Annotated in this window: 30 protein-coding genes; all 30 read left to right on the plus strand. The window is 66.0% G+C overall.

Annotated elements, in window-relative coordinates:
* The first annotated feature begins 66 nt into the window (after positions 1-66).
* The 30 genes from AB0F77_RS39560 (at position 67) to AB0F77_RS39705 (ending at position 11620) form a co-directional block, all read left to right on the plus strand.
* Entirely contained in the window at positions 67-435 is a 369-nt protein-coding gene (locus tag AB0F77_RS39560; RefSeq protein WP_358079508.1) for a hypothetical protein, read from the plus strand.
* Complete coding sequence (locus tag AB0F77_RS39565) at positions 432-614, plus strand: hypothetical protein (protein WP_358079507.1); 183 nt, start codon at positions 432-434, stop codon at positions 612-614. The genes AB0F77_RS39560 and AB0F77_RS39565 overlap by 4 nt, the downstream gene beginning before the upstream one ends.
* Positions 608-844 (plus strand): hypothetical protein, encoded by a 237-nt coding sequence (locus AB0F77_RS39570; RefSeq protein ID WP_358079505.1) that lies wholly within the window; start codon positions 608-610, stop codon positions 842-844. The genes AB0F77_RS39565 and AB0F77_RS39570 overlap by 7 nt, the downstream gene beginning before the upstream one ends.
* Positions 844-1167, plus strand: a complete 324-nt coding sequence (locus AB0F77_RS39575; protein WP_358079503.1) for a hypothetical protein — start codon at positions 844-846, stop codon at positions 1165-1167. The genes AB0F77_RS39570 and AB0F77_RS39575 overlap by 1 nt, the downstream gene beginning before the upstream one ends.
* Positions 1164-1499 carry a hypothetical protein gene (locus AB0F77_RS39580; protein WP_358079501.1) on the plus strand — a complete coding sequence of 112 codons (336 nt, stop codon included), beginning with the start codon at positions 1164-1166 and terminating at the stop codon, positions 1497-1499. The genes AB0F77_RS39575 and AB0F77_RS39580 overlap by 4 nt, the downstream gene beginning before the upstream one ends.
* On the plus strand, positions 1496-1795 hold the full coding sequence (locus tag AB0F77_RS39585) for a hypothetical protein (RefSeq protein ID WP_358079499.1): 300 nt from the start codon (positions 1496-1498) through the stop codon (positions 1793-1795). Before AB0F77_RS39580 ends, AB0F77_RS39585 begins: the two co-directional genes overlap by 4 nt.
* Positions 1792-2205: a hypothetical protein gene (locus tag AB0F77_RS39590; RefSeq protein ID WP_358079497.1), complete on the plus strand. Its 414-nt coding sequence runs from the start codon at positions 1792-1794 to the stop codon at positions 2203-2205. The genes AB0F77_RS39585 and AB0F77_RS39590 overlap by 4 nt, the downstream gene beginning before the upstream one ends.
* Complete coding sequence (locus tag AB0F77_RS39595) at positions 2202-2645, plus strand: hypothetical protein (RefSeq protein ID WP_358079495.1); 444 nt, start codon at positions 2202-2204, stop codon at positions 2643-2645. Before AB0F77_RS39590 ends, AB0F77_RS39595 begins: the two co-directional genes overlap by 4 nt.
* On the plus strand, positions 2645-2815 hold the full coding sequence (locus AB0F77_RS39600; RefSeq protein WP_358079493.1) for a hypothetical protein: 171 nt from the start codon (positions 2645-2647) through the stop codon (positions 2813-2815). Before AB0F77_RS39595 ends, AB0F77_RS39600 begins: the two co-directional genes overlap by 1 nt.
* On the plus strand, positions 2812-3012 hold the full coding sequence (locus AB0F77_RS39605; protein WP_358079491.1) for a hypothetical protein: 201 nt from the start codon (positions 2812-2814) through the stop codon (positions 3010-3012). Before AB0F77_RS39600 ends, AB0F77_RS39605 begins: the two co-directional genes overlap by 4 nt.
* Complete coding sequence (locus tag AB0F77_RS39610) at positions 3009-3551, plus strand: hypothetical protein (protein ID WP_358079489.1); 543 nt, start codon at positions 3009-3011, stop codon at positions 3549-3551. Before AB0F77_RS39605 ends, AB0F77_RS39610 begins: the two co-directional genes overlap by 4 nt.
* Positions 3544-4308: a hypothetical protein gene (locus AB0F77_RS39615; RefSeq protein ID WP_358079487.1), complete on the plus strand. Its 765-nt coding sequence runs from the start codon at positions 3544-3546 to the stop codon at positions 4306-4308. Before AB0F77_RS39610 ends, AB0F77_RS39615 begins: the two co-directional genes overlap by 8 nt.
* A 108-nt stretch (positions 4309-4416) precedes the next feature.
* The gene (locus AB0F77_RS39620; protein ID WP_358079485.1) at positions 4417-5187 is read left to right on the plus strand and encodes a hypothetical protein; all 771 of its coding nucleotides are present in this window, start codon (positions 4417-4419) and stop codon (positions 5185-5187) included.
* A 108-nt stretch (positions 5188-5295) separates the two neighbouring features.
* Positions 5296-5799: a DNA cytosine methyltransferase gene (locus AB0F77_RS39625; protein WP_358079483.1), complete on the plus strand. Its 504-nt coding sequence runs from the start codon at positions 5296-5298 to the stop codon at positions 5797-5799.
* A gap of 61 nt (positions 5800-5860) precedes the next feature.
* Entirely contained in the window at positions 5861-6373 is a 513-nt protein-coding gene (locus tag AB0F77_RS39630; protein ID WP_358079481.1) for a hypothetical protein, read from the plus strand.
* Complete coding sequence (locus AB0F77_RS39635; RefSeq protein WP_358079479.1) at positions 6360-6629, plus strand: hypothetical protein; 270 nt, start codon at positions 6360-6362, stop codon at positions 6627-6629. Before AB0F77_RS39630 ends, AB0F77_RS39635 begins: the two co-directional genes overlap by 14 nt.
* Position 6630: 1 nt before the next feature.
* Positions 6631-6906 (plus strand): hypothetical protein, encoded by a 276-nt coding sequence (locus AB0F77_RS39640; protein WP_358079477.1) that lies wholly within the window; start codon positions 6631-6633, stop codon positions 6904-6906.
* Positions 6903-7655, plus strand: coding sequence for a phiSA1p31-related protein (locus tag AB0F77_RS39645; protein WP_358079475.1), 753 nt, complete (start codon positions 6903-6905; stop codon positions 7653-7655). The genes AB0F77_RS39640 and AB0F77_RS39645 overlap by 4 nt, the downstream gene beginning before the upstream one ends.
* A 73-nt stretch (positions 7656-7728) precedes the next feature.
* Entirely contained in the window at positions 7729-8445 is a 717-nt protein-coding gene (locus tag AB0F77_RS39650; protein WP_358079473.1) for a phiSA1p31-related protein, read from the plus strand.
* Between the two features lie 74 nt (positions 8446-8519).
* On the plus strand, positions 8520-8690 hold the full coding sequence (locus AB0F77_RS39655) for a hypothetical protein (RefSeq protein WP_358079471.1): 171 nt from the start codon (positions 8520-8522) through the stop codon (positions 8688-8690).
* 193 nt (positions 8691-8883) lie between these two features.
* Positions 8884-9132 carry a hypothetical protein gene (locus tag AB0F77_RS39660; protein ID WP_358079467.1) on the plus strand — a complete coding sequence of 83 codons (249 nt, stop codon included), beginning with the start codon at positions 8884-8886 and terminating at the stop codon, positions 9130-9132.
* Positions 9132-9488, plus strand: coding sequence for a hypothetical protein (locus AB0F77_RS39665; protein ID WP_358079465.1), 357 nt, complete (start codon positions 9132-9134; stop codon positions 9486-9488). The genes AB0F77_RS39660 and AB0F77_RS39665 overlap by 1 nt, the downstream gene beginning before the upstream one ends.
* The gene (locus AB0F77_RS39670; RefSeq protein ID WP_361958584.1) at positions 9488-9763 is read left to right on the plus strand and encodes a hypothetical protein; all 276 of its coding nucleotides are present in this window, start codon (positions 9488-9490) and stop codon (positions 9761-9763) included. The genes AB0F77_RS39665 and AB0F77_RS39670 overlap by 1 nt, the downstream gene beginning before the upstream one ends.
* A complete protein-coding gene (locus AB0F77_RS39675) occupies positions 9760-9897 on the plus strand; it encodes a hypothetical protein (RefSeq protein ID WP_358079461.1) in 138 nt (45 codons plus the stop codon). Before AB0F77_RS39670 ends, AB0F77_RS39675 begins: the two co-directional genes overlap by 4 nt.
* A gap of 5 nt (positions 9898-9902) precedes the next feature.
* The gene (locus AB0F77_RS39680) at positions 9903-10172 is read left to right on the plus strand and encodes a hypothetical protein (protein ID WP_358079459.1); all 270 of its coding nucleotides are present in this window, start codon (positions 9903-9905) and stop codon (positions 10170-10172) included.
* Positions 10169-10291: a hypothetical protein gene (locus tag AB0F77_RS39685; protein WP_358079457.1), complete on the plus strand. Its 123-nt coding sequence runs from the start codon at positions 10169-10171 to the stop codon at positions 10289-10291. Before AB0F77_RS39680 ends, AB0F77_RS39685 begins: the two co-directional genes overlap by 4 nt.
* A gap of 8 nt (positions 10292-10299) precedes the next feature.
* Entirely contained in the window at positions 10300-10494 is a 195-nt protein-coding gene (locus AB0F77_RS39690) for a hypothetical protein (RefSeq protein ID WP_358079455.1), read from the plus strand.
* A gap of 257 nt (positions 10495-10751) precedes the next feature.
* Positions 10752-11183 carry a hypothetical protein gene (locus tag AB0F77_RS39695; RefSeq protein ID WP_358079453.1) on the plus strand — a complete coding sequence of 144 codons (432 nt, stop codon included), beginning with the start codon at positions 10752-10754 and terminating at the stop codon, positions 11181-11183.
* Complete coding sequence (locus tag AB0F77_RS39700; protein ID WP_358079451.1) at positions 11180-11383, plus strand: hypothetical protein; 204 nt, start codon at positions 11180-11182, stop codon at positions 11381-11383. Before AB0F77_RS39695 ends, AB0F77_RS39700 begins: the two co-directional genes overlap by 4 nt.
* Before the next feature lie 24 nt (positions 11384-11407).
* Entirely contained in the window at positions 11408-11620 is a 213-nt protein-coding gene (locus tag AB0F77_RS39705) for a hypothetical protein (RefSeq protein ID WP_358079449.1), read from the plus strand.
* The last annotated feature ends 33 nt before the right edge of the window (positions 11621-11653 follow it).

Below are 11653 nucleotides of genomic sequence, written 5' to 3' on the forward strand. Positions count from 1 at the left end.
CCTCAGCCCCCGGTAGCTACGGCGCCGGGGGCTTTCGGCGTGTAACCACCCGGCAGAGGAGGCCCGTTGACGACACCCGGAATGCGAGAGCTGCGGCACTGGATCGGTCAGGTGCCCATGGACGAGGCGAAGGCGGACGGATACGCAGAGCGGCTCTACGCCTCGATCAGCAAGGAAGCCGTCGACGTTGAGCACGCCAAGCAGCACGCGGAGGCGACGAACGCCGCCCTCGTCGACGAGTACCGCGGGGAGGTCTACGCCTGCCGTGCAGTGTTGCGGACGCTCCAGGGCTTCGCCGGTGGCCGTGACGACGACACTGCGCGACGTGTCTACGCCACGATCTCCCGCTTCAACCTCGGCGAGATGTTCCGCCCCGGAGGCGGCGCGGACCGCTACCTGATCCCTGTGGAGCTGACGGAAGAGGAGAGCAAGTGATTCACGGCGGAACCACCATCCACACGGCCGATGGCTCGACGGTCAGCATTACGCCCATCGGCCTGGAGTACGACCTCCACACCCGCAACGCGAAGGGCGAGACGATCTCCACCGTCCGCATGAGCCACGACGACCTGTCGGCACTGATCAAGGAGGCGGAGGAGGTGCAGGGGTGGTGAGGCCCCGGACCGTCGACGAGGAGCGCGCTTCCATCCACATGGACCTGGGCCGCATGTACGAGGGCTACGACGAGTTGTCGGAGCTCTTGGACGACCTCCTCCGTGCGCACGCCCACGAGTTGGCGGAGAAGATCCGGGCGCACACGTGGAGTGCCGGCTGCACCGGTGTCGGCTGCTGCGCCGACACCCCCGACATGGCCGCCGACCTGATCGACCCGGAGGTGTCGTGATGACGCTGCACCGCGTGCGCCAACTGAAGATCGTCGACGACGTACTGAACGAACGCGACGCACAGGACGCCAGGTTCGGTGTCCAGGATCTCCCGTACGGCACCGGAGACGACTGGCTCCAGGCCATGGCACACGTCAGCCGCAACGAGTGCGACAGGGCATTCGCTGCGGGCAAGGGCACCTTCCGCGACGTCTTCCTGGAGGAGGTCTACGAAGCCATGGCGGAGAGCGACCCGGTGAAGCTCCGGGCGGAGCTGATCCAGGCCGTGGCAGTCGGAGTGAAGATCATCGAAGCCATCGACCGGGCCGCGGAGGGTTCATGAGGTACATCGACAGCGGTGGAGACGTCTGGGAGGACGTCACGGACGGCATGGTCCGCGTAGTCGTGCTGGGGGGCGCTGAGGTCGACCACGGGGAGCCCTCAGAGATGGATCACGTGGAGGAAACATGGGGCCCGCTGGTGCCGATTGTTGACGTCGCCGAAGCCCCTGAGCCGCCCTCTGACGTCCTCCCGACGGTCTCCGCGGTCATGGACCGCGCGAGTGTCTTTCAGTCCGCCCACGCCCTGGTTACGGGCCTCACGTGGGACGAGGGCGAGCAGCCCAGCGTCTACGACGTGCTGAGCGTGGCGAAGTGGCTGGAGGGTGCCGCATGAGCATGGCCGACCTCGTCTCCGCCGGCGCCCCGGAGCTGCCGGAGGGCTACTTCTACCGGGTACGCCCTGAGTCCTTCGGTCTCCTCGTGGTGGAGATCCGGCGGCAGGGACGGTGGTTCTCGTCGCAGGTGGAGAGCTGCGTCCTCCGTCCCGGCGACTGGCCGACGGCGGAGGACGCCATCATCCACGGGTGTTGTCGGGCCGTGGAGTGGTGGGGCGATCGGAAGGCGGACGCACAGTCGCTGGAGGCGGCTCGCGCGTTCCACGGAGACCACGACCCGAAGGGTGGACGATGACAGCCCTGAAGGACGCCCGTGGCATCGAGATCACAGAGGGGGCGTCGTGCATCTACGGCGCCCCTGTGGGCCGCTCCATTGCGCTCGTTGAGGGCGTCATCGACGGCTTCACCCTGTCGGGGCGGGTGTGGGTGAAGGTCGTGCGGCGTGCGTACGGGACGACCACGTGGACCAAACCGCGGGACCGGGTCCACGTCGGCCCGGACCGACTCGTCATCGTCGATGCACTCCCCGAGTGCAACCTTCCGACCGACGCGGAGAAGGCGGAGGAGAGCCGGAAGGAGCGCATCAAGATGTGCCGGGAGCGCGTAGCCCACCTTGAGGCCGGCGGGGCGCAGTCAGGTTTCGCGACGCAGGAGGAAGCGCTCACGTTCTACCGCGAATGGCTCGCAGGCTTGGAGGCCGAATGACCTACACACTCGCCGACGCCATCCGCGCGCAGTTCGACCGCGACCACCCGGGAAACCGGGGCGTGCTGAAGTGCACGTCGTGCTACCGGAGCAAGAACCGAGAGGAGTTCCGGGAGACCCCCTGGCACGGGCGTGCAGCAGCATGCCGGCGCTGCGAGGGGATGCGCCTCACTGACGAGTACGCGCTCCGGGACCGGTGGCTTCTGGAGCAGGAGCGAGCGAAGGTGCGCATGCTCGTCCGCCATGTCCAGCGGCTCCGGCTGCAACGGATCCTGACACCGACGGTGCGCTCCGCTGATGCCTTCAGGGCTCACCACCAGCCCTACTACGACGCTGTGGAGAGGGCTCAGCGCAGGTTCCTGGCGGCGCTCATGACGGTACCCGTCCCCGAGTTCGAGCAGCGCCGTAAGCGCCAACCACTGACGAAGGAGAACACCTGATGTACCCGTTCCTGGCTGCCCTCCTCTTCGAGACGTGGGCAGCGCAGTACGACCGACCTGTCCGACAGCTCCCCATGGAGTGCCACGACCTGATCGCGTACGAACGTCCGCACCTCTATGCCCCGATGGTCCCCGAGACCTTCCGCGGGCCGAAGTGGGGGACGAGGTGAACGGACCCACGTGGGTCTACCGCGTGAAGACCTACCACCCGCGCCCGCCCGGTGATGCGCGGATCTCCGTTCAGTACTTCTTCGACCGTGGGGAGGCGGCCCGCGCCTACCGCTCGGCTCGTGCGGAGGGAATCGGCGCGATGTTCGCCTCCGCGGTTCTGAGTGACTTCTACGACGAGCGTCCGGAGGACGTATGACCACACCCATGCCCGGAGACTTCGCCCTGACGAAGATCTCCGGCCTCACTGGCGCCTTCATCAACGCCGGCCAGTACCTCGTAGGCGACGGGTCCCCGGTCCAACACGCCTTCGTGTACGTCGGCAACGGCTACGTAGTCCAGGCCATGCCCGGCGGGGCGGAGATGATCAGGCTGGAGGACGCGAGCGAACCCGTCGTGTGGTCGACGGGGAAGGTTCCGCTGACGGAAGCGGAGCGGCTGTTCATCTCCGAGTGCGCAATAGGTCTCGTCGGGACGCCGTACAGCTTCCTCGACTATGCCTCCATCGCGCTCGCCCACTACCGAATCCGCCCCCGATGGGTCCGGGATTTCGTGGCGGATTCGGGGCATCTCATTTGCTCCCAACTCATCGACTACGCCTACGAGTGCGCCGACGTCCACCTCTTCGATGACGGCCGGATCCCTGGGGACGTGACGCCGGGAGATCTGTGGAAGCTGCTGCACCCGAAGCGTGTGACATCGACGGATCGTGAGATGTGGAGGTTGGCGCATGGCTGACGAGCGGACACGCGACGAACGCATCGAGGAGTACTACCACCAAAGCGCGTGGGCCCTGGCGGAGCGCATCGTCGACCTGGAGGACGAGCTAGGGGCGGACGTCGACGGCATGTGTACTGGGATGCACGCCGACGTGGCGGAGGCGCGGGCGGAGGTAGAGCGTCTGAGTCGAGATTTCGCAGACCTTGAAGTCGTCGGTATGGCGTGGATGCATCGAGCGCGCCGCTTCGAGTCCGCATGGAAGTCCGCCCGGCGTCGAGCCGCCCGCAACTACGGCGTGTGGGTGCGGTCTCTGTGGGAGATGGATCAGCTCTGGGAGACCATCCGCGGGGCTGACGACTTCGCGCGTCAGCTCTGGAAGATGCTCGTCGAACGTCGGCAGGAGCGCGACCGATACCGTCACGCCTGGCTCTCCGCCCGCCGGCGTGCGGCGGACGAAGCCAACTTCGGCATGGAGGCTCTGGACCGGGAGCGGGCGCGTCAGGCGTCGTTCCTGGCGGAGCTCCGGCCACTCCAGAAGAAGCGCATGGACGAGCTGCGCAGGCTCCGTGCCTTCGCGGCCGATGTCAGCGTCGTCCGTGACTGGACCATGGACGCCGCCACCCCGAGGGATCTCCTGGAGTCCCACCTCCGCCCCATCTACAGCTCCGTGTACGAGCTGGAGGAGGCGGAGCGTGAGGGCCGGGTCTTCCGAACTCGGTCGGAGCGGCGGGCAATCCGCGGGGATCTCGACGACGAAGCCGCGTCAAACGACTGACGAACCAACCCGAGCATCTAGCTCGTCGCGCCCCATAACTCATGTGTAAGGCCGAGCAACACGGCCGCACACGACACGCACACTGCCTCCAACGAAAGGCACTCACATATGGCAAACAACCTCGCCAACATCTGGGACGCCGACCCCGACGCCGCTCCGAAGGAGCACGCTTCCTTCGACAGTGACATCGTCGGCCGCTTCCGCTCCGGGCGCCTGGTCAACCTGGGCGGCAAGGACACGCCGGAGGCGCTCAACGAGTGGCGCGTGACCACCGGTGACCCCACCGTTGCCGACAAGATCGCGTCCCTCTTCGGCGGTGAGCCGGAGTCGTGGGAGACGGACAAGGAGGACAACCTCCAGGTTCTGACCGACGCGAAGACGGTCAACATCGTCATCGAGCCGGACGGCGTCGACGCCTCGTTCAAGCAGTTCATCCCCGGCACCGGCATGGTCCACCACTGCGACGGGTTCAAGTTCCTCAGCCCCGACGAGGACAAGGGCGAGTCGTGCCGTTGCCCGTCGCTGATCGCCGAGCGGAAGCTCAAGGCGACGCAGGGCCGCGGGCCGAAGCCGTCCATCGACGTGGAGTTCCGCCTCGCGGACGCCCCGGAACTGGGCAAGTTCCGCTTCAACTCCGGCTCCTGGAAGCTCGTCGAGGCCCTGGCTCCCCTCTTCGCCGACCTGGACAAGTACGGCAACTCCGGCGACGAGGAGAACGGCGAAGAGGGCGTCCCGGTCCGGGCGTCGCTGACCATCGAGAATGTCAGCTACGTGCCGAAGAAGGGTCCCCGCGCCGGCCAGACCGTCAGCTACAACAAGCCGGTCATCAAGGTCTTCGGAGCCGCGGAGGGCGTCGTCGACCTAGCCGACGCTGCGTGAGTCACTCGCGCTAGCTGAGCAACGCACTGCGCCCGCTCCTCCCCGATTGCGGCAGGGAGGAGCGGGCGTCTTTCACGATTCTACGCACACTGAGGAGAGAGATGCCCCATGCCGATCCTGGAACTCTGCGCCGGATACGGCGGACTTGGGATCGCGGTTGAGGCCCTGACGGGCGACAAGGTCACCGTCGTCGCGGAAGTCCACGGAGCGGCCTGCAAGGTCATGGCGCACCGGTTCCCCGACGCCCCCAACATCGGCGACGTCCGTTATCAGAACTGGGGCGCGCTGATGGACGAGGGGATTGACACCATCACGGCGGGGTTCCCCTGCCAGGACATCAGCAACGCCGGTCGGCGGGAGGGAATCAAGGGTGAGCGAAGCGGCATCTGGTTCAACATCGCCGACGGGATACGGGTTCTTCGACCCCGACACGTCTTCCTGGAGAACGTGGGAGCACTCCGAAATCGGGGACAAGGCCACGTGCTCCGTTCGCTTCACGAGATCGGGTACAGCGCTTCGTGGCTCTCTCTTCGAGCTAGCGACATCGGAGCTCCGCACCATCGAGACCGGTGGTTCTGCTACGCCACACCTTCCGACGCCGACGGTAGCTGACGCCACCCGCGGGCCAGACTTCGCGAAGCGGGGCCGGGAAGGTGCCGGAGGAGATGACCTTGTGACGGCACTCGCCCGTCTCTTCCCCCGGGAGAAGGCGGAGAAGCTGTTCAAGACGCCTACGGCCAACCTCGCGAACAACGGCAGCGCGCAGCACCCCGACAAGCGCAAGGCCGGAGGCCACGGTCCGACGCTGGAAGACGAGGTGGTGTTCCTCCTCAACGTCGACCCGGACACCGTGGCGGACGACGGGCCGCACTCGCCGGCGGAGTGGTGGGGAGAGTTCGCCACGGCCGTCTACCGGTGGGAAATATTCATGGGCCGACAGGCTCCGGTACCGCTGATGCGCGGTCCCCGGGGCGGTCTGAAACTTGCCCCGAAGTTCGCCGAATGGATGATGGGCCTGCCCGACGGGTGGGTGACTGACGTCCCGGATCTCACACGTGAGGAGCAGATCGGCCGTATCGGCAACGGGGTCTGTCCTCAGCAAGCACACCACGCGTTCGGCTTCCTGCGGGAGTCGTTGCAGAAGGCACTCACGGACACAGAGGAGAGCAGTAGTGGCACACGCTGAGAAGACCACCGCCGAACGAGTGGTGAAGGAAGCGGGCTTCACCCTGAAGCTCACTGTCGACGAGGCGGAGGCGCTTGTCGCGGTCTTGGCGCAGGTCGGCGGTGACCGAGAGAGCAGTCCGCGAACCCACTCGGAGGGCGTGCTGGAAGTCCTCGTTGACGCCGGAGTCCGGACGTACTACCCGGCCGGACCGGGACACCCGGCGCGTCTCCTGCGTGGGGTCACCATCTTCGACGATTACTCCGAGGAGAGCTGACATGGGCAAGGCCCGACTGACCGACTACACGGGCGCGGAGATCCGCCCCGGGGTGGTCGTGTCCTACGCCTCCCGTCAGGGCAACGTCGTCCGGCTGTCGGAAGCCGTCGTCCTGGAGCTGGAGAGCAACAAGAGCGCCGGCATCGTCGTGCCGCTGGTCAAGGTCAAGCCGACCGGCCGGGACTCCGGCTTCATCGGCCGCAAGACGCTCGCGGTCCAGACCGTGGCCGCGGACCGCATGGTCGTCATCGGCGACACGAAGGGGGAGAGCAAGTGACGGAGACGTTCAAGGTAGGGCAGAAGGTCCGCGTCAATGACGTGGTGGACGGCGAGGTCACCTACGGCCCGTTCAGCAGCACCTTCGGAATGTACAGGGCCTATGTCGTCCGGATCGGCGGGACGGAGAAGTTGCAGAAGGAGCGCGACCTCTCCGCCATCCCCGAGACTCCCAAGTTCTCCGTCGGCGACGTGGTCACCCTGGCGACGCGTCCGGGTGCGAAGGCAACCGTCGAGTATGGCCCCTTCGACGACCGGGACACCTATGTCGTCAAGCTCGTCGACGAGCCAACCGACCCGGACAGCCCGCGTACCTTCACGGCCATGGAGCACGTGATGGCGAAGGCCGCAGGGACCGTCAAGGTGGGCGACCGGGTCCGGGTGGTCCGTGCGCGGTGGGCCGCAGAGTTCCACGGCAAGACGGGCGTCGTCACGTCGACGTCCCGGACCTGGCGGGAAGCGCAGGGCGACATCCACCGGTACGAGGTGCGGATGGACAACGCCGACGCGCAGATCCTCGTTGCTGAGGTCGATCCCGTCTCCGGCGTGGACACCGGCACCTACACCTACGACGGCGTGACGTACGACCTCTCCGCGAAGTACCGAGACAAGGACGGCGACATCGTCCGCCTGGCTCTCGTCGACGGCATCGCACGTGCCCGGTACTACGGTAACCAGCCTGACCAGGACAGCCACACCCTGGAATACGTCGTAGACCGGTACGCCCCCCTCACCCGCGTCACGGACTGACCACCCCGCCCAACGGCCCCCGGACACCGACGATCCGGGGGCCTCCGCACGAACCATTCACGGAGGAGAGAGCATGGCGTTCAAGACTGGCGACAAGGTGAAGCACCGGAGCTGGGGTGCGGGTGAGATCGCGTACGGTCCATACCTGCGTGACGGATCGATGGACAACTACCTGATGAAGCGGGAGGACGGAGAGCACCGCTTCGTCGATTCGGAGGACATGACGCTCAACGGGAAGTTCAGCGTGGGCGACAAGGTCCGCGGCCACGGCACGGAGTACACCGTCAAGGGCGGCCCGTTCTTCGGCCCGGTGTACGAGTGGTACGCCATTGAGGACGCGAGGGGCACCGATTACTCGATCAACGCGGGCAGTCTCACGCTCGCTGAATCGACCCCCGACGCGGACGAGGCCCTGAAGCCGGGCGACGTCATCCGCATCCCGACCGCCGGCCTGGCGGGCGCGGACGTGGAGGAAGGTGATCTCCTGGTGGTTAAGGAGATCGACGCGTACGGAAACCCCGTCGCCCATGCCGCTCCGGGTGCCCGGATGGACGAGTGGTGGTTCCAGTCAGGCACGGTGGAGCGCTTCGCCGGGAACACCTACGTGCACGACGGCATCGTCTACGACCTGTCGGCTAAGTACCGCGACAACGAGGGCGACGTGTGGAAGTTCAGCGGCCGTCTTCGCGGTGGAGTGCCTAACATCTACATGCACAACCCGAATAACCTCTGGGACACCATCGCGTCCATCGCCGACGCATACGGCCCCCTGACCCGCGTGAACGACTAACTCAACCTCAGCCCCCGGTGACTTCGGTCCCGGGGGCTTTCGGCGTAGGAAGACCCGTCGAAAGGAGAGAGCACATGGCGAAGGTGATCAGCCCCAGTGGGGTCACGGTGGAGCTCAGTGGGCGAGAGGTGTCGATCATCCGTCAGGCGCTGCGGTATTCCGTGAGCGCCAACACGGACTGGTTCGACCACGACGACGAGGAGGCACGCGAGATCCTTCGTGTCCTTCCCGGCGACGACGAGTGAGCGGTGCGTTCCACGTCATCGACGACGCGTCCGCTCCCGCCCTTGGCGACGTCCGTGACGCCGGCCCCAATGACCTGATCTACATACGCCCCGTCGCGACGAGCCGGAAGGACTTCCCGAAGTACTGGGAGGCTGCCGGCGTCGCGCTCGCGCGGGGCGCGCAGGTGGTTGTGATGAGACGAGAGGAGAGCTAGTGAAGGACTCATTCGGCGTCACCATCGAACCAGGTGACCGCATCATGTCGGCCTCGACGTCCGGCGGCTGGGCTAAGATCGGAACCGTTTACGCCGCGGAGAGTGGGCGCCTGATGATGACCGTCGAGCACGGTCAGTCTGGACGCTCGTACTTCAGCCAGAAGCGCTCCGCTATCGGATCCATGGCCCTCATCCTCCGCAAGGCAGACGGTACCGTGCCTGCGCACGTGGCGGGGGAGATCGGCTGATGGCGACGAACGGCGCACTGAACGACATGGAACAGTGGCGCTCTGTCGTGGAGTACCAGATGCGGAAGCCGAATCCCGCCTATCACTGGCGGGACAACCACGATGTTCCGAAGTACCTCGACGAGTGGTACGACGAGGTCCGTACCGACGTCCACGGACCGTATCAATCCGCGGAGAACGCCAGGCGTCAGGCAAGCCGGGACGCGAGGGTACGTGACACGGCATTCTCCGGAGGGTACGCCGGGCAACCACGCATCAAGACCGAACGTGTTGTCCGTGTTTACGTCGAGCGATCGTCACTCGCGTGGGAACCGTTCGATGAGCGCGACGCTGGCACGAAGACGTGGGGTGGCTGATGTCTCGATCCATGGCGGCCGACGACGCGGAGATCTACCGCGTAGAGGTGGACCGTGAGACCACAGAGCTGAATCCGAAACGATTCCTTCCCGGTGAGCCGTGGCTCGTCAAGACGGGCGGCATGTTCCACGTCTACTACGGGCCCTACCGCACCCTCGCAGCAGCCCGCGGGCAACTGACTGCGAACGCGAAGGGGTACGACGGGGAGTTCCGTACCGGCATCGTCGGCGCGCGGGTCCAGAAAGCGCACACGACGTGGGAGGTCGTCGAGTGACCACTGTCCGCGAACCCAACACCGTCATCGTCCGCGCCACCCCGGACACGGAGCCAGTCGTCTTCGACAAGCCCCGAAGCGTGTATGCCTACTGGATCACGCCGGAGCTGATGAGGGAAACGGAGGAAGGGTGAGGCTCATGGGCGAAGGCAGGACCATGGAGGCGCAGTGCGCGCCGTACCGCGGGAAGCTCCAGGCAGCTCCGTTCGCGACGATCATTCCGGACCGGCGGCCTGAGGTGAAGTACCACGCCGGCATCGGCCTGGCGAAGCTTGCCGTGGCCTACCACACCTGGGGTGGGGCCCGAGGGGGCGAGATCTACGAGCGCACTGCCGACGGGTGGGAGCTGATCTACCGAGTTGAGGAAGGCACGTCGTCGGACGAACTGCCCTGGAGGGACAGCCCATGACCCAACTTCTGATCTCCCTCACGCTCATCCCGTCCTTCGTCGCACTGGGCATGTTCGTCTTCGCCCTGGTGTGGCTGTCCCTGGAACGTCCCGAGGAGGAGACCCCGTGTTCCGAGTAGTCCAGACCGTGAGTGCCTTCCGATACCCGGAGGGCAAGATCTGGGGCCCGTACGCCGAAGAGGTCGACGCACAGGAGCGGGTCAAGACGCTCCGGTCCTTCGACGGTGACGGCGTCATCGAGTCCGGTGAGTTCGGTGCCCCGTGTGGCCTGAGCCTCGTCGACGCCGGCGGAGGCGGTGGAGGTTTTCTCGTCGCGGCGTGAAGACTCTGTGTGCTCCCGTGTCCGGAAACCGTCCCTTCTCGTTGACTTTTGGTCAGTAGATCACCCGCAGATATCGAACGGGCGTACGATTACACGGGTATCGAGGGAAGGGGTTCGGACGGTGGCGGACAAGATCCCGGCTCAGAGCAGGGCAGACGTGCTGACGTACCAGGGGCGGACATGGACAGTCGAGTCCGAACCAGTGGTCGTCGAATCGGAGGGCGGGGCAGACCTCGTCGAAGTGTGGGTGAGGAGAGGTGAGAACATCGAGCCATCCCAGTAAGCAGAAGGGAACCGCGTGGGAGTCGGCCATCGTCGGCTACCTGCGGGAGCAACACAATCCGGGCGTCCATCGGAACGTGCAGATGGGCGCCCGCGACATCGGCGACATCGACGGCTACTACCTCCACGCGCTGGAGGCGAAGGCCGAGAAGACCATCACGCTCGCCGACTACATCGCGCAAGCCAATCGCGAGGCCATCCACGCCGGCCAGCCGTTCGGGTGCGCGGTCGTCAAGCGGCGCATGAAGGGCGTCGCTGACGGATACGTTGTGCGCGACTTGCGGACTGACGTCCGCCTCCTGAACCGGCTCCGGGACGCCGAAGTGCTGCTAGAGATGAACGCACCAAAGGCATGGTCTTACCACCTGGCGAAGCACCAACCGCAGGAGGAAGAGGAGGCAGCGTGAAGAAGGCAGTCATCGAGTTCACGGGAACGCTCGTCGTCTCCCCCGACGGCGACGCGTACGAGGGCGGGGAGATGACGCCGAACGAGGTGGGCCACTGGATCGGCACGGCGCTGCTGTACGGCGACAAGCACGAGTGGCGGTACGACACGTACGGATCCGAGGTCTCCGTCACGTACGAGGACTACGACCCGGACGAGTAGCACAAGACGACTCACGGAGGACACATGGACCCGTACATCAGCTACTCCCCCTGGCGTCGTGAGGAGTGGAAGGGGCACTCGACGAAGAAGGGAGTCCGTCAGGCCATCGCGTACGACCGGGGCCGTGGACGGCTGCGACTCTTCCGGATGTTCCCCGGGCAAAGCACGCTGTCCCCGGAGGCCGTTGAGTACCTGGAGGCTCCACGCGACGCGTGGGATGACTTGTTCGCCGACTAGCAACACAAAGCACTCACACAAGGGGCGTCCTTC

Source organism: Streptomyces sp. NPDC026672, assembly GCF_040638185.1.
In the GTDB taxonomy this organism is placed as follows: Bacteria; Actinomycetota; Actinomycetes; order Streptomycetales; family Streptomycetaceae; genus Streptomyces.